This is a genomic window from Psychroserpens luteus (assembly GCF_015319355.1).
Taxonomy (GTDB): Bacteria; Bacteroidota; Bacteroidia; order Flavobacteriales; family Flavobacteriaceae; genus Psychroserpens; species Psychroserpens luteus.
Map to the genome: position 1 here is coordinate 573027 of NZ_JADILU010000003.1, position 25377 is coordinate 598403.

Consider the following 25377-nt stretch of genomic DNA (forward strand, 5'->3'; position numbering starts at 1 on the left):
TAATGGAGAATAATTACAAAATGGTAGCCAAAACCTTATTTGGTTTTGAAGAGTTATTAGAGCGAGAACTCATACAGTTAGGCGCAATGCATGTTAAAAAGGGCGTTAGAAATGTGAGTTTTGAAGGAGATAAGGGCTTTATGTATAAAGCAAATTTAGCGCTTCGTACTGCCATTAAAATACTAAAACCTATAAAAACCTTTAAGGTGCTTAATGAACAAGATCTTTACGATCAGATTTATAAAATGCCTTGGAACAAGTATTTAAAACCTACAGGAACTTTAGCGGTTTCGGCAACAGTGCATTCTAAAGCGTTCACACATTCTTTGTATGTTGCTCAAAAAACAAAAGATGCTATTGTAGATAAATTTAGAGAAACTGATGGTCAACGACCAAATGTAGATTTACGTTTTCCTGATTTGAAAATCAATGTTCATATTGACAGGCAGGTTTGTACTGTATCATTAGACTCTTCTGGAGAATCTTTACATAAACGTGGATATAAAACAGCAACAAACATTGCACCTATAAATGAAGTACTTGCTGCAGGATTGGTGATGCTATCTGGTTGGGATGGTCAATCTGATTTTATGGATCCAATGTGTGGTAGTGGAACCATCTTGGCAGAAGCAGCGATGATTGCTTGTAATATTCCGCCAAATTTAATGCGTAAGGAGTTTGCCTATGAGCGTTGGGAAGATTGGGATGTTGAGTTATTTGAGAAAATTGAAGCATCATTATTGAGTAAAACTAGAGATTTTCACCATAAAATGTATGGTTATGATAAATCACCAAGTGCAGTAGCAAAAGCAAAGGACAATATAAAGAATGCACATTTAGATGAGTTTATTAGTATTCAGCATGAAGACTTCTTTAAAACGCAAAAAGCAGGTGAGAATAAATTGCACATGGTTTTTAATCCGCCTTACGGTGAACGTTTAGATATCAATATGGAGGAGTTTTATAAAAGTATTGGTGATACCTTAAAGCAAGGATATCCTGGAACTGATGCTTGGTTTATTACTTCAAATCTTGAAGCATTAAAGCATGTAGGTTTGAGACCTTCTAGAAAAATACATTTAGTAAACGCCAAATTAGAAGCGCGTTTAGTAAAATATGTGATGTATGAAGGTAGTAAGAAAGGAAAGTATATGAATAATGATAAAGATGAATAAGATGATCAAAAGAATATTATGTGTTGTTGTATTGGTAATGATAAGTGCAACTAGCTTTGGGCAACAATTAAAATGCAAGAAGTTTAAAACGGGAACGTTCATTATTCCGGGAGATTCAATAGTACCTCAATCTACACTTAAGCGTAGCAAAACAAGTCAATTTGAATCTATTTCTGCTAAAGACTTCATGGATTTAGATATTACTTGGACTGATGATTGTAACTATGTTTTAACAATTAAAGAAGATACTCCTGAGGAAGAAATTTCCGAAGTAGAAAAATTAATTGAAGAAGGAGGTGGTTTGAGAATTCAAATGCTTAAAACTGTAAAAGATACCATGTATTTTAGAGCAATTGCAACAATTAAAGGAACTGATTACCCAACAGATGGCAAGCAAATAAAAATTAGTAAAAAATACTAAGTGACTAATTTGTCTCTTTTTCTACAGTAACCTTTTTATCTTTTTTATAAATAGGAACGAGGTAAGAGAGCGTATAGCCAAATCCTAATCCAAAGCGACCACTATCATAGGTTCTATTAAAACCAGGAACATACAAGTTTTCAAAACCTACGGGTTGATCTTGTGTGACCATTGCTTTTATTTGAACATTAAGTCCAGCGTATAAATTGGTAAAGAGCTCTGCTTTGAGACCTATAACTAATTCTGCCCAAATTGCAGATAAGCCATCATATTCCTGAGCTTGAGTATTTGTAAATTGGTTAGTCCAGTATTGATTTGTATTATAAACGGTAAATTGATTTCGTGTTTGACTAAACGTACTCACACCAACTCTAAAACCAGTATAAACCATGTTTTGCATGTCTAACCAGTTTACGTAGGTATTGTAGTCTATACCTGCTTTAAAGTAACTTCCGTTTGCAGTAACATCTAGGAAATCTGTTGCTATTCTGCGTTCTTCTGTACCTAATTCTCCAGCGATGTATAGCTTTTTACTCAATCTATAATCACCATTAATTTCAAAGCCTGTATAATCTTCATCTATGAGAGATCGTGCTATTTTACCAAGATCTCCACCTAATCGTAGTCCGTATTTTTGCTTATAAACTAAGGTGTCTACTTGTTTTTCTGTATCACCAATTTGTGCGTGAGATGCTAATGAAAATAGCATCACTATTATCAAATTAATGATAAATAATAATCTGTGCTGCATTTTCATTTTCTATAGTGTAATTAGTTATATCAAAACTTGTAATCCATGTATCATCATCTCCAGCAGTCTCACCATCTCTTGTAATTCCTAAGGGATCATCTAAATTAAAGATACTCTTATAACCACAAGCTCTGGATACATAAACAAACTGAGGTGTGTATTTTACGGTAATAATGTCAATATTATGATTAGTGGTCGTATTTGTATCATCTGCAAAATCTGCATCTCTCACTAATTGAAATCTAGTTATGGTTTCAACTTCTTCTTGAAAGTTTAAAGGTAAATTAATAGAGTCTGAATTAGCTCGACTCACAATAGGAGTTTCAGAAAACGGATCATCATTTTCATCAAGCCCTATGACTTCTAATTGTCTTACTAATTTAGTGTCATCTTGATTGTTAATGTCGTAAAACCTGATGATTAACCGTGGAGTTGTAGCAGTAGATTCAGCACAAATATCATCGCGTTCGCAGCTATAAAATATAATGGCAATAAATAGAATTATAAATTTTATGTTTTTCATTTACTTTTTCTCAAATAAAACAACGGTTTCAATATGTGCAGTATGCGGAAATTGATCTACTAAACTTATTTTTTTAATCTCATAACCAGCTTCCATTAATTGCTCAGTATCTCTAGCCTGTGTTGCAGGATTACAAGATACATAAACCAAACGTTCTGCATTTAGGTTTATTATTTTTTTAAGAGTTTTAGGTGCAATACCAGCTCTTGCAGGATCTAAAATAATGGTTCTAATTTTATTAGTGTATTCTGGATGCTCTGTTAAAAATTTACCAACATCTGCTGCGAAGAATTTTAGTCCTTCAATATTATTTCGCTTAGCATTTTCTTTGGCATCTTCAATAGCTGCTGCAACAATATCTACACCAACAATTTTAGTGTTTTCAGCTTTATTAGCTATGATTTGACCAATAGTTCCTGTACCACAGAACAAATCTAAAACAACAGTGTTGTTTACAGATTCTTTGCTTTCTAAAACATAATCAACGACTTTAGAATATAATTTTTCTGCACATTTTGGGTTGGTTTGAAAAAAGCTTTTCATACTGATTTCAAAGTTTAGGCCTAATAATTCTTCAACAATTTTATCGTCGCCATAAACTAAAGAAATGCTTCCTGTTGTAGCAATGGTTCTATCTCCAATTTCATCATTTATGGTATGCAATAATCCTGCAACTCTATCGCCAAATAATTTCACTAAATAAGTCGCAAATTTGTCTAGATCAAACTGTGGTAAATCTGGTGAAGTTGTTACTAAATTAAATAAAAGTTTATTGGTTTTAAAAGATTTTCTAACTACAAAGTATCTAAAGAAACCTTCTCTTTTTGGTGCATGCCAAGGTTCTAAACCTGTTTTTATACAATAGTCTTTAATGTCTTTTAGTTGATTTTCAAACTCAGCATCAAATAAACCTGAATCTTTATTGAGGTTATCACCACACCACCAAGTACCACGTTTTTTAAAACCAAGTGTGAATTCATCAATATCCGTTTTTAACTCATGGTCATAACCAATGGCAGAAAAGCCATATTCCATTTTATTTCTATAATGGAAAGTATTAGGCGAATCAACAAATTCATCAAATTTATCTTCAATATCAGCAACTTTACCAATACGCTTAAACAATTCTAAAGTACTTTTCTTTTTGTATTGATGTTGTTTTTCTATCGGTAAATTAATATAAGGAGCACCAGGAATACTTTGAAAAGGCATCTCAATTTCATCTTCCGATGATTCTAAAACTTCAAAAAGTTTACCCTCTGCATATTTTTTACTACTCTTCTTAATCTGAGTTTTTACTAATTGTCCTGGTAATGTATTAGGAACAAAAACAACAAATTCTCCATATTCATTTCTAATACGACCAATACCTTTGCCTCCAAAAGCGTAATCTTCGATTAAAATTTCAATGATTTGTCCGCGTTTTACAAATTTATTTCGTTCTCTTTTTGGCATTTTATGATGATTTGGATGCAAAGATAGCTGTAATTTTATAAATAGTTAAGCATAATTAGGTCTGTATAATTTAGATTAACTTTAAAATATTTTAAAATTAAATGAACCTTTTTAGAATTCTTTCGTCTTTAGAGTATGCAAGTCACAAACAACCATAAACGAATAATTAATCAACCTAAAGAAAAGGTATCTCAACTATTTAAAACTTTAGCGACACCACAAGATCAAATTTGGCCTCATAATAATTGGCCAGCAATGCGATTCAAAGACGGATTGAAAATAGGAAGCAAAGGAGGTCACGGAAGAATTCGTTACACAATCATTGCATTTGAAGCTGGAAATCATATTAAATTCAAATTCACAAAACCAGCTGGTTTTAATGGAACTCATGAGCTTACTGTTAAAGCTATTTCTAAAGTTACTTCGGAAATATCTCACAACATTACAATGAACACGATTTTTAAAGCTAGTCTGCTGTGGATTTTCGTTATAAGATGGTTTCACGATGCTTTAATGGAAGACGCTTTTGATAACGTGGAGAATTATTTTTCCGAAGAAAAGAAAAAAACGAATTATAATTTTTGGGTTAAATTTCTTAGAGGTCATTACAAACGTAAATCGAATAAAACGAAAATAGCCTAATTGAAAAAAGATAACCACATAGATATTGCGCTTGTTGAAGCTTATCAAGCAGGAGATCAAAAAGCAATAGCAGCTTTGGTAAAGCGATGGCATGTGGTGTTTTGTAAAAAGGCCTTTTTTTTGGTAAAGGATTCAGATATATCCAAAGACATAGCTCAAGACTGTTGGCAAACCATAATGGCGAAATTAGATACTTTAGAAAAACCATCTAGTTTTAAAAGTTGGGCTTTACGAATTGTGTATAATAAATCACTAGACGTTTTACGCCAACAGAGCAAGAATCATTTAAAGCAAACCAAAATTGATAATTTACAAGTTGTAGAAGTTGATGATTACGAAGAAAACACAGCGCTTAAAGCTGCATTATTAAAAGCAATAAAACAATTGCCAAAACAACAACAAATCGTGGTGAGACTTTTTTATACTGAAGACTATTCACTTAAAGAAATGAGTGAGTTATTAAAAATATCTGTTGGGATATCAAAATCAAGATTGTTTCACGCCAGAGAAAAACTAAAATTAATACTAAAAGACAATAATTATGAAAACTAATATGGAAGATATCGATCAATTAATTAAAGATACATTAACCCAAGAAGAAGCAAAGTTCTATGATAAGCTTGAAGAACAAAGCGTTTTAGGAATGATAGGAGGTTTGTTTACAGGTAAGAACAAATGGGTTGTAATTCTTATGAATATTATGACACTAGTTTTCTTTGGACTCTTCATTTATTGTGTGGTCAATTTCTTTGACACAACAGAAACTAATGAATTACTAAAATGGGGAATTGGCAGTCTTGTGTTTTTAATTGGAGTAAGCATGCTAAAGATTTTTGCCTGGATGCAAATGGATAAAAATGCGATTCTAAGAGAAATGAAGCGTTTGGAGTTACAAGTCTCATCATTATCTGTAAAAATTTCGGAATAAGCTTTTAAATTATTAATTTGCAAGCCTAGGGATGATTTCTCTCCTACGCTGCTTTTTCAGCTTCTCTGAAAGAATAAAGGTGATGAAGGAATGGTTATTTTATTAATTTAAAACAAAATTAAAATGGCTGTTTTAGACCAATTAACTTCGCAACAAGCGATCGATTTAGAAAACAAGTATGGTGCACACAATTACCATCCATTACCAGTAGTATTGAGTAGAGGAGAAGGTGTGTTTGTTTGGGATGTAGAAGGTAAGAAATATTATGATTTCCTATCTGCTTATTCTGCTGTAAACCAAGGACATTGTCATCCAAAAATTGTAGATGCAATGACTAAACAAGCTCAAACACTGAGTTTAACTTCTAGAGCATTTTATAATGATGTGCTTGGGAAGTATGAGAAATACGCATCTGAGTATTTCAACTTTGACAAATTATTACCAATGAATACAGGAGCCGAAGCTGTTGAGACTGCTTTGAAAATTTGTAGAAAATGGGCTTATGAAGTTAAAGGTATTGCTGAGAATAAAGCTGAAATTATCGTATGTGAGAATAATTTCCACGGAAGAACAACAACTATTATATCATTTAGTAATGATCCTGTTGCCAGAAAAAACTTTGGACCATATACAGATGGATTTATTAAGATTGAATACGATAACTTAAAAGCTTTAGAAGAAGCTTTAGAAAATAATAAGAATGTAGCAGGATTCTTAGTTGAACCAATTCAAGGTGAAGCAGGAGTTTTTGTACCAAGCGAAGGTTATTTAGCAAAAGCTAAAGCCTTATGTGAAAAGCATAATGTTTTATTTATTGCAGACGAAGTACAAACAGGAATTGCAAGAACAGGTCGTTTATTGGCTACCTGCGGAAATTGTAGTTGTGCAGATAAGAATTGCTCTGGTACTCCAGAAGTGAAACCAGATATTTTGATTCTTGGTAAAGCATTATCGGGAGGAGCATATCCTGTAAGTGCAGTTTTGGCTAATGATCCAATCATGAATGTGATTAGACCAGGAAACCATGGTAGTACATTTGGAGGAAATCCAATTGCTGCAGCTGTAGCTATTGCAGCTCTTGAAGTTGTTAGAGATGAGGATTTAGCTGAGCAAGCGTTTCAGTTAGGAGAATTGTTCCGAAGTGAATTAAATAAATATATCGAAACTAGTAGTTTAGTTAATCTTGTAAGAGGTAAAGGTCTATTAAATGCTATTGTTATCAATGATGATGAGGATAGTGATACTGCTTGGAATATCTGTTTGGCTCTTAGAGACAACGGACTCTTAGCTAAGCCAACTCATGGCAATATTATTCGTTTTGCACCACCATTGGTAATGACTAAAGAGCAACTGTTAGATTGTGTTTCAATTATTGTTAAAACGCTGAAACAATTTGAAGTTTAAATTTTCAGAAGAAAATAATAAGCATAAAAAAAACCTCAATAGAAATATTGAGGTTTTTTAATTTATGTTCTAATTGACTGACTATTGATTTTGCTCAGCCCATTCTTGCATACGTTGTTGCAATAATTCTTGATCTTGTAAAGCTTCCCATCCAAAGGTAGAAATTGCCCAAACAGTAGCTAATAAATACAATACGCTAAGAACTAATCCTATAATTGCTAATATTTTTCCAGTTTTTACATTTTGAAAACCTGTGTACATATCAGGATTTTCAGCATATATAGCTGTTGCTTTTTGAGCTAGAATTATTGTAACTATTCCTAATACAATACCTATAACTCCATAGCAACAACATGTTACTATAGATAAGATTCCTAATACTAAAATTAGAGTTGAGTTTTTTAATTGTTCTTGAGTTTGATTGTGGTCCATGTTATAATTTTTAGTTGATAAAAGTTTTATATATAAAATTGCCTAATATGAGAAAGCCATTTATGAGAGCCAAAATAATAATTATTTTGTGAGCATGCTTAAAATTCATGAAGTAATTTATAAAGATAAGACCAACCAAAGCTATTAAACTATAAATAGCTGGATACATTTGAAATGCAGCAATAAAATCACCATTTAGAATTAATGCTATTGAACGTTGCATACCGCAACCCATGCAATCTAAACCAAAGAGTTTTTTGTTTAAGCAAGGAAGCATGTAATCTTCTGGAGACATCATATTGATTGATATAAGTCTCACAAAAGTAGCAAAATATATTATTTAATATTAGTTTTTAATGACAACCTTCTTAGAAATAGCTTGATTATTATCAACGGTAACAGTAGCTACATAAATTCCATCACTTAATGATTTTGTTGTAAATCGATATTCATTTTGAGTACCTACGTTATTAGTATTGAGAATAACTTTACCTGAAACATCTATAAGTCTTACAGATTTAATGTTTAAACTGTTTGGGTTTAAAACTGTTAGCTCTGAGTCTTTAGTGTTTTGGTAAACTATAAAATCTTCATCTGTGATTTCTTCAACATTTAAAGTTTCTGGAGCTTGGAATGTTATTTCAAAGCGGTTTGTGTAGTTTCCAGCTTGAAGATTGATGTTATAATTTTGTTCTCTTAAATCTATATAGATTTCGTTTTCGATATCATGAACATAGATAGGTTGAGAGGTGTCAAAATTTTGAACATCAAAGATACTAAACTCAATAGGTTGTTGGTTTTCTAACTTTATAACAACAGGGATTCTTTTTTCAATAGCAAAAGCATGTGCTTGTATAACGAAATCTTCATCGTCTTGTGTCCATGATGCATCTGTTGGTGAATCGTCAGAACCTGGAGCTTCTAAGCCATAATCGAAGCCATCTGTAGCTGTGTTATGGAAATTTTGAACCAACTGTCTTGTAAAATCTTGGTTAAAATTGACATTTAATCTAAAACGTTTAAAATCGCTAGGAACTATATTGAGTCCTAATTCATCGTATTGGGTTTCTTCTACACTTGAATTAGAATTTGTGGTAGTATTGTTTTGTCCATTTGTTCTAAAGAAATAGCTGTCTCCACTTGATTCTTTTGTAAATACACGATGCTCATTTTTAACATATATTAAACTTGATCCAGAACCAGTTGCACCTTCAACCATAAAACCTTGACCAATAGGAATATATCTTTTTGCTACTTTAGATGGACCAGGTCCTGGAGGGGTTGGTGCCGCATTACCTTGATCATCATAACCGTAAAATGTAGGAAAAGAAAAAGTTTCTACGCCTCCTGAAGAAATTGTATAAGCACCATAACCACCTACATAATCTGCTGTATTGTGTGTTGTTGGTGTTTGTTCCCAATAGTAAAGAACACCAGTTGTTGTTGGAGCGTATTCAGGAAGTCCAGGAGATACAGCAATATTTGTATTTTGAGGATCGTGAATTAAAAGTAGTGCATCAATAGCAGAAGGATAAGGGTTACCTATTAATGTAAAGTTATCTGCTAAGACGTTAGTTGTTATTGTACCATTATTTGGCTTACCTCTAAAATCATATAATTGACTTCCTCCTCCAATTCCTTTCATGGTAAAACCTAAACCTGTTTGGATAGGAGTGTTTGAGTTTAATACAATCCAATCTGCATATAGATCTGAGACTACATAAGAGTATAACCAACGACTAGATATAGTTAGTGGAGACGTAGCACCATCATCTGCTGTTGTGAATAGAGCATCATTACTAGTAATTAATCCAGTTGACTCGTCAATTAAATCAACTCTACTAGCTTCATTACCTGAAGCAACTGAATTATTTCCTACAGGTGAACACCAGTAATTATATGAAAACGTATTAGCAGTACCTGTTTGTTGAACACTCAGTTCTCCAACTCCAGAATTGGTTGAAACAGTATTACCTTGTAGTAATTGGGCTTCGTTACGTAAGTATATTTTACTGTTTGCATTATTAAGGTTAACAGCACCAGTTACAAATAAAGGCGCCACATCAGGAGCTTCAGTAAAGCCATCTCCATCGACGTAAATATATGCGCTATTGGTTACTGTTAATTGCGCAAAACCAAAAGTTGTAACTAAAACTGTAATTATGAGGGTGTACAATTTTTTCATGGTAAATGGATTATTTTAATATTTAATGATATTATAATTAAAAGGTTAACTTTTTTGTGGTTTTTTAATACTGAATTTTTAGGTTAAGATTGAAAAAAATAAAATTTTTAGGGAACTACATGTATATGCTTTTAAATATAAGTAATTAAGCGTGTTTCTTATTCTTGAATTGTTGTAAGGCATCAATTCTCTATGGATTACTTATTATTTGCTTTTAATTATTGTTTTGAATTTTCTTTTCTGTTTTTGGTAACGATAAGTATTCCTTAAAAGATAATGCTTTTACAGGTTTAGATATAATTATTTTTGTTTTATCTGTTATCTTGTTGACTTCTGAATCTGAATTATATATTATCTTTTTTTTCGCTTTTTGAAGCCTATGATAATCAGACATTGAAAGAGCTACTACTTTTGGTTTGTCAATTATTTTTTTGTTACTATCTGTACGCGTATTAGATTTTTCGCTGTTTAGATTTATAGCCTTCTTTTCGACTTTAGGACTATCAAGATATTCTGTTAAAGATAATGCTTTGACGGAAGGCAAAGTAATTTTGTTTTTTTTAAGCTCAATCGAATCTGATTGAGAATACGAAAATAACGAAAGAAATAAAATTAATATACTTATTGGCTTGTGCATTTTTTTTGAGTTTAATTATTAACTGAAATAATAAAATCCATATTGAGATAATCTGTACCACCACCAAAGATACCTGTGTTATTAGAGATTACAAATCTTACTTCACCTGTTCTAGCTTCTACACTATGAATTGTAATATTATTTCCAATAGTACCACCCCAATCTCCAATCAAAGAAACGTTAACACTAGAAAAACTATTACAACTAGGTATTGTTGCTGTTAAATTATATGTTGTATTGGCATCTATATTCGAGGGTGGGTAATACCAGTATGTGGTATCTGAAAGTTTATTTTGAACAATCCATCTATTTTGAGCACTACTGTACATTAATGTTATTGAAGAGTATCTTCCTGTTAAAATTAGATCTTGTTCAGAGGGTATTAAAATTCTATTAGCAGCAGCACCTCCAATATTATGTTCAATAACCATTATTTGGTTTGTAGTGTTTTGCAATGTTACAATTTGACCATCAGCTCCAGTTACAGGAATTAAGCCTGTAATTGTAAAAAAAGCGGTAGGACCAGTTATTCTGTAATTTGAATATATAACTCCACTAGTTGAAGGAAGTGCGATATTATTATTGTTTCCATTAGTAAGTGTTAAAAGACCTCCATCTTTAGTAGAGATAGCACCATTTATATCCAATTGTGTTCTTGGAGTAGTTGTTCCAATTCCAACCTGAGCGTATATGAAACTTAAATTTGCTAAAGCAAAAACTAAAACAATTGTTTTGAGGTTGATTAACTTTTTCATTTTGAATGGATTAGTGTAATGAAAATTAGTGATTATTTCTTACAAGTTATTTTACTTATTTGATTATTATAACTAATTTCGATGAATCGTAAAATTCATCGTTAACATTATAGTATGAGTAAAAAAATTAGTTATATTTTAATTATAATTGGCGGATTTGTAGCAATTTATGCACAAGCCAAAGAAGAACAAAATCAATTAATTCTCATTGCAGGTATTGTTATTTTGATGCTTGGTATCTATAGTATTTCAAGAAATATCCCTAGCAAAACAAATCAAGAGGATGAACATCAAAATAATTTATAATGAATTTAAAAATTGGTGATTCTGTTTCTGTTTTAGATGAAGCTATTAATGGCGTAATTTCTAAAATTGTAGGTAATACTATTATCATTGAAACTGATGATGGTTTTGATATGGAGTTCTTGTCTTCCGAAGTCATAAAAACCAAAGCCTTATCCTCTCAATTATTTGCAGATATTGATGTTAATACTGTAATTAATGAAAAGGAAACGTCACATAAGCACAAATCCATAAAAGTTAAACCGAAAGATCGAACACTACCTGCAATGGAAGTCGATTTACATATTCATCAAATCACAACGTCTAATAGGCATATGAGTAATTATGATATGCTTAATCTTCAACTAGATACTGCAAGGCATAAGTTAGAATTTGCCATAAAAAAACGTATACAAAAAGTAGTGTTTATTCATGGTGTTGGAGAAGGTGTGCTTAAAGCAGAATTAGATTATCTTTTTGGACGCTATGATAATGTAAAATATTACGCAGCAGATTACCAAAAATATGGCTTAGGTGCTACTGAGGTTTATATTTATCAAAATGTTAAAGACTAATTTTATTCTTCTTCTGGATAAACAAAAATAGTCGTAAATGTATAAGTTCCTAATTCAATAGTATCAATACTAGCGATTCCTAAATTAGAATTCGTAATAACAACACTTACAACAGTAGTTCTTGTGTACTCTGTTTCTCCAAGTTCAATTGCAGTGTAAGAATCATCTGCATTAAAGTCTAAATAACGAGGTACAATATTGATACCTTCTGATTCATCAAAATCATCTGTTAAGAAGGTACTACCATCAGCATCTTCATTAATTGTAGGTGTACCATCTCCATCATCATCGTTATCTAAATAATTAGGCAGGATGTCTCCAGCACTGGCAATTTCTAAGTCAAGATCTGTATTTAATGCGTCACTTGGGTTACCATCTCCATCGGGATCTGGAGTTTCATTTTTGGTAAGAATACTGTCATTATCATCATCTTCATCAATATAATCTGGTAAACCGTCACCATCAGTATCTATAGCATCAGGATATGTACCATCATCAGCTCGAGTACCTCTGCCTTCCTTCTCTGATAAGATTCCATCAAGGTCATCATCTTCAAATGTGGTAGTGAATTCTGCTATCGCACCAGATGCAGATGAGTAGTCTTCAATTATTTCTGTGCCTGGATTTGCTATGAATTGACAAATTAAATCATTTGGATCTCCATTATAAGTTCTGTAATTAAATTTAATAGATGATTCATTTATAGTAAGTGTTTTTACGTAACCTACTGGATCAACGCTATTATATTCTGTTGGTTCAAAAATATCTATATTATTAGATATTGGGAATAGAAGAGAAAGTGACTCGCTTGGATCAAGTTTTGTATCATATAGAAGATTATCATTCTCATTTATATCTATGCAAAGTTCAAGCTCTTGATCAAACTCTAAGCTTACTTCAAAAACATCACCATCATCACAAGACAATGCAACCAATCCAATTAAACAGATATATAGTAAATTACGCATCACAGTATTTTTAAAACAAAAATAATAGATTTAAAAGTTTAATGGTTGGGATTAACAAATAATTTTGAAAGCGTAAAATGATAGTTTTAAAAACGTCGATAATGTTGCATCTTTGCAACACAATTATGTGATTTATGAAAACTGTTTATTTTGATAATGCTGCAACGACATCTATTCGCGATAATGTCATTGATAAAATGAGTGAGGTGATGAAATCTAATTTCGGAAACCCTTCATCAACACATAGTTATGGAAGGCAGTCTAAGTCTTTAATTGAATTATCAAGAAAACGCATTGCTTCACATTTTAATGTGTCTGCTGCCGAAATAGTATTTACTTCGGGAGGCACAGAAGCAGATAATTTAGTACTTAAAAGCGCAGTAAGAGATTTAGGCGTCACAGAAATTATCACTTCAAAAATTGAGCATCACGCTATTTTACATGCAATAGACCAACTCAAAAAAGAGTATGATATTACAGTTAAATATTTAGATTTAAATAGTGATGGAGATATTGACTTATCACAGTTAGAGTTGCTATTGCAAACAGATACAAAACAACTCGTCACGTTGATGCACATCAATAACGAGATTGGTAATATTTTAGATCTCAAAAAAGTAGCTGAATTATGTAAAGCAAATAATGCGCTTTTTCACAGTGATACGGTTCAATCTGTTGGACATTACAAATTAGATTTGCAGGAAATTCCTATTGATTATCTCGCAGCAAGTGCACATAAGTTTCATGGACCAAAAGGTGTTGGATTTACTTTTCTTCGGAAAAATAGCGGACTCAGAGCCACAATATTTGGAGGAGAGCAGGAGCGAGGCTTACGTGCAGGAACAGAGTCTATCCACAATATCGTTGGAATGGACGAAGCACTAACAATTTCATACAGCAATCTAGAAACCGAAAGAAATCACATCAAAACCCTCAAGTCTTATTTTATAGAGCAATTACAATCTGTATTTCCAAATGTTAGTTTTAATGGTCAATCTGGAGATTTAGAAAAAAGCACTTATACTTTAGTTAGTGTGTGTTTGCCAATTTCCGCAGAAAAAGCCAATATGCTACATTTTCAATTGGATTTAAAAGGAATAGCGTGTTCTAAAGGAAGTGCTTGCCAAAGTGGAAGTTCTCAAAATTCACATGTACTAACCGAAATTTTGAACTTAGACGATTTACAAAAACCATCTGTACGTTTTTCATTTAGTTGTTTTAATACTAAAGACGAAGTAGATTATGTGATTGGGATTTTGAAGGAGTTTGTAATCTCTTAATCATTCCATTAGAATTACTCTGTTAAATATTTTAATATCATCTATTGTGCCTTTAAAAGTGCTACTTGGTAAGCTTAATCTAGTACCAATTAATATAGGTGACGTATTGGGATTCATAGTTCCAACTATGGTTTTGGTGTCAATAAGTTCGCCATTGATATACAAGTACATCACTTGTTCTTTGTATATCGCAGCAATTTCATACCACGTGTTTATTTCATATTCGTTAGAGCTAAGAACATTGTAGTCTTCACCATTATTAGAACCTATAAAAAAACTTATAGAGTTTGTAGCAGAAAATGAAATACCAAATGGAGATTTATTGGGACCATTAACTTCTGCACCTTTTCTAACTACAGTTTGAGATTTAATTTCATCTGTTCTTACCAAAGCAATAATTGTAAACTCTTCCAAATTAGAAAACACATCATTATGTGGTACAGAAATAACATCGTCAATACCGTCAAAATAGAAAGCTGAATTTTCATTATTATTACTATCTTGGGTTAAAAAAGGTCCGTCAATAACGCCTGTGTTATGGTAAGTTGAAATATCATTAGCATTACCCTTAAAATTATAATGGGCAATCAAAGTTGGATCAATTGACGTCGTTTGGTTATCATCGTCATTTGAACAACTTAATATTAAAAAAGATAAAGCAGTTAAAAGCGCAGGTAGTTTAGATTTCATAAGAGTTGATTTTGGTTTCAATTAATAAAGGAAATTGAACATCAAAAATTATTCCGTTTGAAGCAGATTTTAGGAATAGATGATTAAAATTTTTTATAAATCATTCATTTCTTTAGCAATTTCCATGACCGTGTTTCCACCAGACTCTCCTAAAATTGAAATGTAATTACCATTTAAGTTATTTATAATCACAAAACTGTTACATCCATAGTGATACTCAAAAAATAGTTTTTCTATAAATTGATCCTTGTCTAATCTCCAATCAATATACTTTATGCGATTAAATTTTATGGTTTCATCTTTTTTGTGAACCCAGTAAATATTATGGTCTAAGATTGTTTTTAATTTTTTGATATATCCTCTGTGATAAATGTTGTTTTCATGTCCATTGGATTTGTATCTGCCATTATTACAACCGTCTCGACCAGGATGATATTGGATGATGCTAAATTTCTTTTTTGAGTTACTGTTTTCTAGATTAGAAAACAAATTTTCTAATTGCGAAGCGCTTAATTTGCCTAAATTCTTTCGCTTCTTTAAAAGTGCTATGTAGCAAGTGTCTTTTTCAAAAGCCAAAGCAATGTATCTCTCATCAAGGCTTTTATATCCAGAAGATTTAATTGAATAATCTTCCTTAGACATTTGATCTCCATTTACATCATAATAATATATAGGTTTAGAGCTAGTTTGACCAAAGCCATAAAAGCTTGTAAATAAAATGATATGAAATAATAACATTTTCATCTAAAACTTAGCACTCAATCTCACATTAAAAACACGAGGCGTTAAAAAGTTAGGAATCGCATATTGACGCTTACTATACACATCTCTAACCCAAGTATTTGTAATGGTGTTTTGTGCATTAAACATATTAAAAATCTCAACACCTAAAGACAACTCTTTGAATTTCTGTTTCCATTTTGAAGTGTAGGTTTTGTTGTGATCAACAAGAACATACGATATCCCTAAATCTGCACGTTTATAATCACGAAGTCGTGTTTGGTAATCATAAGGATCTGCATAACTAGGAGAACCACCAGGAACACCTGTGTTATAAACCAGGTTTAAATACATTTTAAGATCAGGTATGTTTGGCACATAATCTTGAAATAAGATTCCGAATTTTAAACGTTGATCTGTCGGTCTCGCAATATAACCACGATCATCAATGTTTTCTTCGGTTTTTAAATATCCAAAACTAAACCAGCTTTCTGTACCAGGAACAAATTCTCCATTAAGACGTAAATCCAATCCGTAAGCATATGCTTTTGCGTTATTTGTAGCTCTGTAGCGAATTCTCACGTTCTCAAGCGTATAAGGATTTACATCGGTCATGCTTTTATAGTATGCTTCGGAAACGAGCTTAAATGGACGATCCCATAGTTTGAAACTATATTCGTTACCAAGAACGATATGAATCGATTTTTGCGCTTTTACATCTGGTTGTACAGTTCCTGATGAATCTCTCAACTCACGATAAAAAGGTGGTTGATAATATACACCTCCAGCAACTCTAAATAACATATCCTTTTCCCAATCTGGTTTTATTGCAAATTGCGCTCTAGGGCTAAATACAGTTTGTGTAGATGAAGACACACCATTTTGATTAGGAACGTCACTATTTACAGTCCAGTTATGAACTCTCACTCCAGCATTATAAAACACTTCGTTATTGCCTAACATGGTACGTTTACTCCATTGAGCATAAGCTTGCAATCTGTCAATTTTCACATAATTTGTGGCTCTTACATTTTGAAAAGCAACCAAAGGACCTTCAAAAGGCTCATATGGTTGATTGTTTGGAAAATCAAAGATTGGAGGTCTTACAGAGAACCCAGCACTATCAATAATTTCCCATTCTACTTGACGATCACGTATGTCTTCATGCGTATATTTTACAGACCATTCTAATGTGGTTTCATCATCAATTTTATAATCACCTTTATGTTCTATATTAAAAATCAATGCATCTAGATCATTACGAGCATGTGTGAGTTGTGAGCCAATACCTTCAGCGAATTCTACTTCACCTAAATTCTCGTCACCAATATTACTATTCACTTCTCCTAGTCTATATCGTGCTAAAATATCAAAGTATTCTTCTTCAGTAGTGTGGTACGCAGAAGCAATTAATTTAAGTGTTAAGTCTTCGGTTGCGAAGTAATTTGCTTTAAAAGCCCCAAAATTGGTAAGGTATTGGTCTTTTTCTTGTCCGTCATAATTCACCAAAAGAGCCACAGGTTCGTCTAGCGTTCCAAAGTTAGTCTGACGATTTTTTGGTTGAAATGTATATTTGTTGAGTGAGATATTTCCGAGGAAATTAAGATGAAACTTATCACTAAACTTATACGTTAAATAAGTTTGAGCATCTGCAAAAACAGGTTTTACATTAGTTTCAGTTTCTAGAGAATTAATCAACAAACTGTTGTCTCTATAACGCAATCCTATAATTCCTGAAAATTTCGAATCTTTACTCACAGCTTCTGCAGCAAGGCTTCCACCAAGTAAACTTGCATCTGCACGAATCCCAAAACGTGTAGGATTACGATAAGTAATATCTAATACTGAAGATAATTTATCTCCATATTTAGCTTGAAATCCTCCAGCAGAGAAATCTACATTTTGAACTAAATCGGTATTGACAAAACTCAATCCTTCTTGTTGACCAGAACGAATTAAAAAAGGTCTGTAAATCTCAATTTCATTAACATACACTAGATTTTCATCAAAATTTCCACCACGAACAGAGTATTGCGTACTCAATTCATTAGAAATATTTACACCAGGAAGTGTTTTTAATAGATTTTCAACACCAGGATTTGCACCTTTAACGGTTCTAATAACTTCTGGCGAAATGGTGACAACTCCATCTACTTTTTGTCTCGTATTTGTATTAATAACAACTGTTGCAATTTGCTCAATTTCAACACTCATCACAGGGTTGAATTCTATCTCTTGTCCGTTTTTTAAATTGAATTTAGCTTCAATGCGTTTATGTCCTAAATGAGTAAAAACAATAGTTATATCTGTATTTACTGGGATTTTAAGAATAAAAAAACCGTTTTCGTTGGTGGTTGTACCATCGCTTCCTGCTTTGATGTTTACACCAGCGATTGGTTTATTAGCATCATCAAGAATGACACCTCTAATGGTTGCGGTTTGTGAATTTCCGAAGAAAGAAAAGCCAAGAAAGGCAATGAGTAGTGTGATGTGTAGCTTCAAAAGGTTGTTTTTTTATTTTCTAAAAAATGTAGATTCAAATGTAGTACTATTTCCTACATTATCGGTTACAATTAGTTTTAGGTTGTTTTCAGTTTCTGTATTTACTTTATCATCAAAATCATAGGTCAACATGTTTTTTTTGTATTCGTATTCCATTAAAATCCATTTACCGTTAATGGTTGCTCTGTAATTACTTATTCCAGATAAATCATCGTCTACTTTAACTTTTAATTCGCTCAATTTACTTAACCATTTACCATCTTGAAAATTGACTGGCTTAATTGTTGGATTAACAGTATCTCTGGCTAAAGTAAAGGTTCCTAGTGATTTAGTTCTGGCAGATAGCATGTCACCTAATCGTTTGGTACTTATATAACTCGGGTTTTGGTAATAACCGTATAAATTGGCAATAAATAATTTGTCTTTATCATCATCTGCATAATTTTTAATGTCAAATTTTATGGTATAACTTTTCATTAAGGGGATGATATTCTTGTGCAGTTTTAACGTATCGTTCAAAACACTAAAATCGATATGAAAATCATCGTAGAATGTTTGCTTCGGAAAATAAACAGCTACATTACCTTGTTCTAATTCATTAACTTTATTTGCTATAATGTACGTGTTTGGTTTGAGCTCTGGCGCTTCAAGAATTTCTTTGGCAGGTTTCCCTTTGACAGGAATGGTAAGCCAAGATTCATTACCTTTAAAATCTCTTAATCTTACTTTGTAAACTGTGTTGGTGCTATCTTCTACTTTAATATAACCACTAGCATCAACATCTTTTAACATACTTAATGTATTACCTGGTTGTACAAATAATTTCTGGATTCTTGATTTTTCTTCTTTATAAACTTCGTAATCTATAAAGCGATTGATGTGTTTAGATTCATCAAAACTAAATCGCTTAAAATCCATTTCAAAGGTTTTGTTGCCATTATAAAAACTTTGAATGTTACTTAGTCCGTTTTTGTTATAAGCAAAATCCAGTTGATCATAACTTACAACTCCAAAACCAATATCTCCATAGGCCTCAATAGGTTCTGTCGTATAATCACCATTTTTGTTTGGGATTAAGCGTAGCTCTATTCTTTTCTTTATGTTATTAATATGTGAATTTCTATCTTTAGGGTAAGCATAAACTGCAGAGAGAACAGGTGGTTTGGAGTCTTTAATATCAAAACCAAAGAGTAATGGGTTTATAGGACGTTCTTCATTGTCACGAATTTCAAAATGAAGATGTGGTCCTCCAGAGCTTCCACTATTACCAGATAAGGCAACTATGTCATCTGCAGAAATTGGCAATTCATCAGGAGAAGGAAACACTTCTACTTCATAACTTTCTTTATCATATTGACAAGTCTTTATATATTTTTGAATGCGTGGCGAAAACTTGCTAAGATGTGCGTAAACGCTAACATAACCATTAGGATGTGTGATGTATAGCGCTTTTCCGTAGCCATAATGAGACACTTTAATTCTACTGACATAACCTTGAGCAGCAGCATATATATTTAACCCAGTGCGTTGTTGCGTTTTTATATCTAATCCAGAATGAAAATGGTTTGATCTCAGCTCTGCAAAAGTACCAGATAATACAAGTGTTACATCTAACGGACTCCTAAAATAGTCTTGAGGATAAGGGGATTGTGAAAACCCAAAAGTAAAACAGAATAGTAAGAGTATGGTATATTTCATAAGCAAGTTTAGTTGAATGCTAAAGTATCAATTTCAAAATAATCCTCAAAAGTATATTGACAAAAAAGACTTATATATCAATTATACAGCATTATAACTGATTTTAGCGAATTAAATTTTAAAATTTTTGATAAAACAATAGTAAATATTCACGTAGTATGTTAACTTTGTTACATCAGTATTGAATTTTGTAAATGAGTAAAATTGAAGATGTTGTAGATTCTTTAGAGAATAAAATAAGCAAGGTTTTGCATAAACTTGAAGTTTTAAAGCAAACAAATGCCAAGATTTCTGAAGAATTAGCAATGCAGCAGCAGAAAAATATTCAACAACAAGAAGAATTAAGTTCTTGGGTTGAAAAATATGAAGCTCTAAAAATGGCAAATTCATTACTAGGCAGTGACGAAAATAATCGAGAAACAAAGCTCAAAATAAATACATTAATAAGAGACATTGATCATTGTATTGCTCAATTATCTGAATAATGTGAATCAAATTTAATGGCAGACCAGCTTAAAATAAAGCTATCTATAGCTAACAGAGTATATCCTTTAACTATTGCACCGAGTCAAGAAGAAGGTTTACGTAAAGCAGCTAAAAAGATAGAAGCCATGATAACTCAATTTGAGCAAAACTATTCTGTGAGAGATAAGCAAGACGTTTTAGCAATGTGCGCTTTACAATTTGCATCTCAAGTAGAACAGAAAACAATAGATAAAGCCAATGTTAGTGAAGATATTGAAGATAAGCTTAATGCTTTAGATCAGTTACTTCAAAAACATTTAAGTGCTTAAGTTCTTTTAAATAAATAATAGGTTACTGCCTACATTAGTGATATTTTTTGATAAACTCAACGATCAATTCTTTAAAAAGGGTGAGTCTAAGTTGTAAAATCGTGCTGCCAGGAATTAAATTTATTTAATTTCAAAGCAGATTTTTGATCAGCTTGTTAGCCCTAAACTTGTTTTTTAAGGAGTTTATACAAAACCAGAACTAGTGTAGGCTTTTTTATGCCATAATTTTTGGGTTTTATAGCTCAAAAATAAATTGATATTACCACTAATTAAAACTAACTAAACATGGATATGAATACAATTTTAATGATTGTTGGAGGCGTTGTGCTTGGCCTAGTAATAGGATACATAATTGCCAAATCATTAGAAAAAAACAATGCGTCAAAGCTTATAGAAAATGCTCAAAACGAAGCAAATTCAATTTTAAAACAAGCAAAAAATGATGGAGAGTCTATCAAAAAAGATAAGATGCTCCAAGCTAAAGAGAAATTTTTAGAATTAAAAGCAGAGCACGAAAAAGTGATTTTGTCTCGTGACAAAAAAATGGCTGAAGCTGAAAAACGTACTAGAGATAAAGAGTCTCAAGTATCTAGTGAATTAGCGCAAAATAAAAAATCTAACCAATCTTTAGATGACAAAATAAAAGATTATGATTTTCGCTTAGAATTTTTAGAAAAGAAAAAAGAAGAGGTAGAGAAAGCGCACAAGAGTCAAATTAAGCAATTAGAAGTGATCTCTGGGTTGTCTGCAGAAGATGCTAAATCACAATTAGTTGAGTCTTTAAAAAGTGAAGCTAAAACAGATGCGATGAGCTATATCCAAAATACAATGGAAGAAGCTAAGTTAACAGCACAACAAGACGCTAAGAAGATTATCATAAGTACTATTCAACGTATTGGTACAGAAGAAGCAATAGATAATTGTGTTTCTGTTTTTAATATAGAATCTGATGATGTTAAAGGACGAATCATTGGTCGTGAAGGTCGAAATATTCGTGCTATTGAAGCTGCAACTGGTGTAGAAATTATTGTTGATGATACTCCAGAAGCAATTATTTTATCTTGTTTTGATTCTGTAAGGCGAGAAATTGCACGTTTATCTTTACATAAATTGGTTACCGATGGAAGAATACATCCAGCACGTATTGAAGAAATTGTACAGAAAACACAAAAGCAAATTGAGCAAGAAATTGTAGAAGTTGGTAAGCGTACTGTAATCGATTTAGGAATTCATGGTCTACATCCAGAATTGATTAAAATGATTGGACGTATGAAATATCGTTCGTCTTACGGACAAAATTTACTACAACACTCACGTGAAGTAGCTAAACTTTGTGGTGTTATGGCTGCTGAATTAGGTTTAAATCCTAAGCTGGCAAAACGAGCAGGTCTTTTACATGATATTGGTAAAGTACCATCATCTGAAGCAGATATGGAAACTCCACACGCTATCCTTGGGATGCAATGGGCAGAGAAACATGGTGAAAAACCAGAAGTTTGTAATGCTATTGGAGCTCACCACGACGAAATAGAAATGACAACGCTATTAGCACCAATTGTTCAGGTTTGTGATGCAATATCTGGAGCAAGACCAGGAGCAAGACGTCAAGTTTTAGATTCTTACATACAACGTCTTAAAGATCTTGAAGAAGTAGCATTTGGTTTTCCTGGTGTAAATAAAGCGTATGCTATCCAAGCAGGTAGAGAATTACGTGTGATGGTTGAAAGTGAAAAAGTATCTGATGAGCAAGCTGCTAATTTATCGTTTGAGATTTCTCAAAAGATCCAAACAGATATGACATATCCAGGACAAGTAAAAGTTACTGTGATTAGAGAAACTAGAGCAGTGAATATTGCTAAATAATTTCCGAAGAAAAATATATTGAATATAAAAGCACTCTTTTTAAGAGTGCTTTTGTTTTTGAAAGGTGAGTATAAATGTAGAGCCTTCGCCCAATTTGCTTTCTACTTCAATTGTTCCTCCAAGAGTCTCCATTTGAGTTTTAGTGATATGTAATCCTACGCCTCTAGAATCGTCCCTTTTAGTACCATGAAATGTTTGATAAATTTCAAAAATTTTGTTCTTATATTTATTGGTATCTATTCCTATACCATTATCTCCAACTAGAATTTTAAGTTCATTTTTAGTGTGGACAGACTGTAAGATAATTTTAGAATTACGATTATTAGATTTGTATTTAATCCCATTTGTAATCAAATTATGGAGAATACTCTCCAAATAAGATCTGTTTACGCTAATAAAGTCATCTTTTCTTATCGAATTATAAATTGCTATGTCATTATGAGCGATATCCATTTCTAGACCATTTATAACCTTTTCTGCACAATTATAAATATTAACACGCTCATTAAGATCATTAGAATTGGATTTAGTTTTTATACTTATAATATCATCTAAATCGACTATTGTCGTTGATAACGCTTTAGAAATTGTCTTTAAATGCTGGAATAGTTGTAATTTTTCTTCTTCGGAATTTGGTTCATCAAGAAACTCAAGGATGTTTTCAAAATTACCTATGTGAGTCTTAAGATTATGCGATACAATATGAGTGAAATTATGCAATCTTTCATTTTGACTTGTTATGAGTTCAAGATAGCGTTCAGACTGTTCTTCTTTTTTCTTTCTATAACTAATATCAGTATGTGTACCAATGATACGGGTTGGTTTACCTTTTGCATTTCTCTCAATAACTTTGCCTTTATCAAGAATCCATTTATAGGTTCCATCTTTACATAAAATGCGATGTTCATTTTCATAAATATCTAATGACCCATTAATATGTGCATTGAAATCTTTAAAATAGGTTTCAGAATCTTCAGGATGTACTCTACGATTCCATTCGGTTGCAGAGTTTGTTAGTTCATTTTCTTCGAATCCTAATATTTTTTTTGACTGTTTAGAGTAATAAACTTGATTACGTATTGCGTCATAATCCCAAAGACCGACATTAGTATTTTCTAGTGCTATTTGCCATCTTTTATCCTCAATAGATTTTGTGTTTTCAATGGTATTTTGAGTTGTGGCTTTTTGTCTTTTCCAGAACATTTTGTAGGGCTTTTTTTATAAGACACTTATTATACGAAATTGTCACTTTTTTATCAATTTTATTTTTGCTTTTATTCTGCTAATTAATAAGAAAAACTAAAATGCATTGTGACTCAATAAGTTTCAAAAATTAAAGTGTTGTGGTATAAACGTAAATAACATTTGATTTATTCTGAAAAAAATAAAAACATGAGGTTTTTATGAATAGAGTAGTGGGTGTTCATAGGCAATTTTTCCGAAGAAAAGAATAGTAGAGAAAGTCTTACTATTAAGTCTTAATTCGTTGCAATAATTTTAAAGGTTGTGCCTTTACCTAATTCACTTTCTACTTTAATTTTGCCATTAAAGCTTTCTATTTGATTTTTTATAAGATAGAGACCAACACCTTCTGATTCCATATTGGGATGAAAAGTCTTGTAGAGTCCAAAAATATCGTTTCCAAATTTATTTAGGTCAATTCCAGAACCATTATCTGAAACACTCAATTCTATCGTTTTATGATCAAATATGCTGTCTATATTTATAACCGGATCTCTATCAGGATGTTTGTATTTAATTGCATTTGTTAGCAGGTTTTGAACAATGCTTTCAAAATAAGATTTATTGTACGTTATAAATAATTTTTCATTGACGTTATTTTTTATTGTTGCATTAGATTTTTTGATAACAAAATCTAACGAATTTAAAATACGATCAACTTCTTTAGAAATATTAATTTTTTCTAATCGTTTATTTTTATTGTTTTGAACACATACTATTTTGTTTAAATCACTTATGGTTTTACTTAAAGAGTTAGATAGTGTGAGCATGTGTTTAAAGATGTCGTTCTTTTCTGTTTCATCTTCTTCTTCTTGATAAAATTCTAAAAGACTTTCTAAATTACCTGTATGTTGTTTAAGGTTATGTGTTACTATGTGTGCAAAATTTTTGAGTCTATTATTTTGTTCTGAAGCAATGGTTAAAGCGTTGTTAATTTGTGTTTCATTGTTTTTAAGTTTTGTGATGTCTGTGTGAGTACCAATGATTCGTTTGGGTTTATCATCATTTGTCCATTCTACAATTTTCCCTCTATCTCGTATCCATTTATACCTACCGTTTTCACACTTTACCCTATGTACGTTTTCATACATGGTTTTATGACCGTTGAGATGGTCTTGAAAATCTTTAAAATACTGTATTTTGTCATCTGGATGAACACGGTCATTCCAATCTTGTGGATTTTTTCCAAAGTCGGGATTTGTAACTCCTATAATTTGTCTTGAACCTTCAGAAAAATGAACTTGATTTTTTTCGGCATTATATTCCCATACTCCAATACTAGAATATTCTAATGCAAGTTTAGATTTATAACCTTCTGTAACGTCTTCTTTTTTTGAAGCACTATGAAATCCCATCTTTAAATAATTCATATATAATATGTATTAAAGAATTTCGTTAGGGACTTCAATTCTTGGTTAATGCATTGATATTAGTAAGATTAAATGTACTAAATAA

The 25377-nt window shown here is 31.9% G+C and carries 27 protein-coding genes and 1 other RNA gene; 13 read left to right on the top strand and 15 right to left on the bottom strand.

The window, feature by feature from the left end:
• Positions 1 to 2 precede the first annotated feature (2 nt).
• Positions 3 to 1175: a THUMP domain-containing class I SAM-dependent RNA methyltransferase gene (locus IM744_RS09490; protein WP_194507888.1), complete on the top strand. Its 1173-nt coding sequence runs from the start codon at positions 3 to 5 to the stop codon at positions 1173 to 1175.
• Between the two features lies 1 nt (position 1176).
• Entirely contained in the window at positions 1177 to 1596 is a 420-nt protein-coding gene (locus tag IM744_RS09495) for a hypothetical protein (RefSeq protein ID WP_194507889.1), read from the top strand.
• Between the two features lie 4 nt (positions 1597 to 1600).
• On the opposite strand, the gene IM744_RS09500 is transcribed toward IM744_RS09495, so the two are convergent.
• Genes IM744_RS09500 through rlmD form a run of 3 tightly spaced genes read right to left on the bottom strand, consistent with a single transcriptional unit; the run spans position 1601 to position 4325 of the window.
• Entirely contained in the window at positions 1601 to 2353 is a 753-nt protein-coding gene (locus tag IM744_RS09500; RefSeq protein ID WP_194507890.1) for a DUF6048 family protein, read from the bottom strand.
• The gene (locus tag IM744_RS09505; protein WP_194507891.1) at positions 2319 to 2870 is read right to left on the bottom strand and encodes a DUF6452 family protein; all 552 of its coding nucleotides are present in this window, start codon (positions 2868 to 2870) and stop codon (positions 2319 to 2321) included. The genes IM744_RS09500 and IM744_RS09505 overlap by 35 nt, the downstream gene beginning before the upstream one ends.
• Positions 2871 to 4325, bottom strand: coding sequence for a 23S rRNA (uracil(1939)-C(5))-methyltransferase RlmD (gene rlmD / locus IM744_RS09510; protein WP_194507892.1), 1455 nt, complete (start codon positions 4323 to 4325; stop codon positions 2871 to 2873).
• A 135-nt stretch (positions 4326 to 4460) separates the two neighbouring features.
• Here rlmD and IM744_RS09515 point away from each other — a divergent pair, with 135 nt between their 5' ends.
• The 4 genes from IM744_RS09515 (at position 4461) to rocD (ending at position 7299) form a co-directional block, all read left to right on the top strand.
• Positions 4461 to 4967 carry a hypothetical protein gene (locus IM744_RS09515; protein ID WP_194507893.1) on the top strand — a complete coding sequence of 169 codons (507 nt, stop codon included), beginning with the start codon at positions 4461 to 4463 and terminating at the stop codon, positions 4965 to 4967.
• On the top strand, positions 4968 to 5519 hold the full coding sequence (locus IM744_RS09520) for an RNA polymerase sigma factor (RefSeq protein ID WP_194507894.1): 552 nt from the start codon (positions 4968 to 4970) through the stop codon (positions 5517 to 5519).
• The gene (locus tag IM744_RS09525; RefSeq protein WP_194507895.1) at positions 5509 to 5895 is read left to right on the top strand and encodes a DUF6768 family protein; all 387 of its coding nucleotides are present in this window, start codon (positions 5509 to 5511) and stop codon (positions 5893 to 5895) included. The genes IM744_RS09520 and IM744_RS09525 overlap by 11 nt, the downstream gene beginning before the upstream one ends.
• Positions 5896 to 6018: 123 nt before the next feature.
• Positions 6019 to 7299 carry an ornithine--oxo-acid transaminase gene (gene rocD / locus IM744_RS09530; protein WP_194507896.1) on the top strand — a complete coding sequence of 427 codons (1281 nt, stop codon included), beginning with the start codon at positions 6019 to 6021 and terminating at the stop codon, positions 7297 to 7299.
• A gap of 81 nt (positions 7300 to 7380) precedes the next feature.
• On the opposite strand, the gene IM744_RS09535 is transcribed toward rocD, so the two are convergent.
• The 5 genes from IM744_RS09535 to IM744_RS09555 all read right to left on the bottom strand — a co-directional run bounded on the left by IM744_RS09535 (position 7381) and on the right by IM744_RS09555 (position 11308).
• A complete protein-coding gene (locus IM744_RS09535; RefSeq protein WP_194507897.1) occupies positions 7381 to 7731 on the bottom strand; it encodes a CCC motif membrane protein in 351 nt (116 codons plus the stop codon).
• Between the two features lie 10 nt (positions 7732 to 7741).
• Positions 7742 to 8050 carry a DUF2752 domain-containing protein gene (locus IM744_RS09540; protein WP_317175389.1) on the bottom strand — a complete coding sequence of 103 codons (309 nt, stop codon included), beginning with the start codon at positions 8048 to 8050 and terminating at the stop codon, positions 7742 to 7744.
• 27 nt (positions 8051 to 8077) lie between these two features.
• Entirely contained in the window at positions 8078 to 9916 is a 1839-nt protein-coding gene (locus tag IM744_RS09545; protein WP_194507898.1) for a T9SS type A sorting domain-containing protein, read from the bottom strand.
• Positions 9917 to 10130: 214 nt separating this feature from the next.
• On the bottom strand, positions 10131 to 10553 hold the full coding sequence (locus tag IM744_RS09550) for a hypothetical protein (RefSeq protein WP_194507899.1): 423 nt from the start codon (positions 10551 to 10553) through the stop codon (positions 10131 to 10133).
• 11 nt (positions 10554 to 10564) lie between these two features.
• Complete coding sequence (locus IM744_RS09555) at positions 10565 to 11308, bottom strand: hypothetical protein (protein ID WP_194507900.1); 744 nt, start codon at positions 11306 to 11308, stop codon at positions 10565 to 10567.
• A 114-nt stretch (positions 11309 to 11422) separates the two neighbouring features.
• On the opposite strand from IM744_RS09555, the gene IM744_RS09560 reads away from it, so the two are divergent.
• The gene (locus IM744_RS09560) at positions 11423 to 11614 is read left to right on the top strand and encodes a hypothetical protein (RefSeq protein WP_206694481.1); all 192 of its coding nucleotides are present in this window, start codon (positions 11423 to 11425) and stop codon (positions 11612 to 11614) included.
• A complete protein-coding gene (locus IM744_RS09565; RefSeq protein ID WP_194507901.1) occupies positions 11614 to 12165 on the top strand; it encodes a Smr/MutS family protein in 552 nt (183 codons plus the stop codon). Before IM744_RS09560 ends, IM744_RS09565 begins: the two co-directional genes overlap by 1 nt.
• Before the next feature lie 2 nt (positions 12166 to 12167).
• Here IM744_RS09565 and IM744_RS09570 read toward each other — a convergent pair whose 3' ends face one another.
• Positions 12168 to 13133, bottom strand: coding sequence for a hypothetical protein (locus IM744_RS09570; protein ID WP_194507902.1), 966 nt, complete (start codon positions 13131 to 13133; stop codon positions 12168 to 12170).
• A gap of 134 nt (positions 13134 to 13267) precedes the next feature.
• Here IM744_RS09570 and IM744_RS09575 point away from each other — a divergent pair, with 134 nt between their 5' ends.
• Positions 13268 to 14413 carry a cysteine desulfurase family protein gene (locus IM744_RS09575; RefSeq protein ID WP_194507903.1) on the top strand — a complete coding sequence of 382 codons (1146 nt, stop codon included), beginning with the start codon at positions 13268 to 13270 and terminating at the stop codon, positions 14411 to 14413.
• Here IM744_RS09575 and IM744_RS09580 read toward each other — a convergent pair whose 3' ends face one another.
• The 4 genes from IM744_RS09580 to IM744_RS09595 all read right to left on the bottom strand — a co-directional run bounded on the left by IM744_RS09580 (position 14414) and on the right by IM744_RS09595 (position 20023).
• Positions 14414 to 15103 (bottom strand): LamG domain-containing protein, encoded by a 690-nt coding sequence (locus tag IM744_RS09580; RefSeq protein ID WP_194507904.1) that lies wholly within the window; start codon positions 15101 to 15103, stop codon positions 14414 to 14416. It lies immediately after the preceding gene.
• 93 nt (positions 15104 to 15196) lie between these two features.
• Positions 15197 to 15847: a hypothetical protein gene (locus IM744_RS09585; protein WP_194507905.1), complete on the bottom strand. Its 651-nt coding sequence runs from the start codon at positions 15845 to 15847 to the stop codon at positions 15197 to 15199.
• Entirely contained in the window at positions 15848 to 18325 is a 2478-nt protein-coding gene (locus IM744_RS09590; protein ID WP_194507906.1) for a TonB-dependent receptor, read from the bottom strand. It lies immediately after the preceding gene.
• 12 nt (positions 18326 to 18337) lie between these two features.
• Positions 18338 to 20023, bottom strand: coding sequence for a M23 family metallopeptidase (locus IM744_RS09595; protein ID WP_194507907.1), 1686 nt, complete (start codon positions 20021 to 20023; stop codon positions 18338 to 18340).
• 194 nt (positions 20024 to 20217) lie between these two features.
• On the opposite strand from IM744_RS09595, the gene IM744_RS09600 reads away from it, so the two are divergent.
• The 4 genes from IM744_RS09600 to rny all read left to right on the top strand — a co-directional run bounded on the left by IM744_RS09600 (position 20218) and on the right by rny (position 22680).
• The gene (locus tag IM744_RS09600) at positions 20218 to 20508 is read left to right on the top strand and encodes a hypothetical protein (RefSeq protein ID WP_194507908.1); all 291 of its coding nucleotides are present in this window, start codon (positions 20218 to 20220) and stop codon (positions 20506 to 20508) included.
• A gap of 15 nt (positions 20509 to 20523) precedes the next feature.
• Complete coding sequence (locus tag IM744_RS09605) at positions 20524 to 20817, top strand: cell division protein ZapA (protein ID WP_194507909.1); 294 nt, start codon at positions 20524 to 20526, stop codon at positions 20815 to 20817.
• A 54-nt stretch (positions 20818 to 20871) separates the two neighbouring features.
• Positions 20872 to 21002, top strand: a non-coding RNA gene (ssrS, locus tag IM744_RS09610) — 6S RNA.
• A gap of 100 nt (positions 21003 to 21102) precedes the next feature.
• Positions 21103 to 22680, top strand: coding sequence for a ribonuclease Y (gene rny, locus IM744_RS09615; protein ID WP_194507910.1), 1578 nt, complete (start codon positions 21103 to 21105; stop codon positions 22678 to 22680).
• Positions 22681 to 22719: 39 nt separating this feature from the next.
• Here rny and IM744_RS09620 read toward each other — a convergent pair whose 3' ends face one another.
• Positions 22720 to 23883: a sensor histidine kinase gene (locus IM744_RS09620; protein ID WP_194507911.1), complete on the bottom strand. Its 1164-nt coding sequence runs from the start codon at positions 23881 to 23883 to the stop codon at positions 22720 to 22722.
• A gap of 275 nt (positions 23884 to 24158) precedes the next feature.
• Entirely contained in the window at positions 24159 to 25292 is a 1134-nt protein-coding gene (locus tag IM744_RS09625) for a sensor histidine kinase (protein ID WP_241738307.1), read from the bottom strand.
• Between the last annotated feature and the right edge of the window lie 85 nt (positions 25293 to 25377).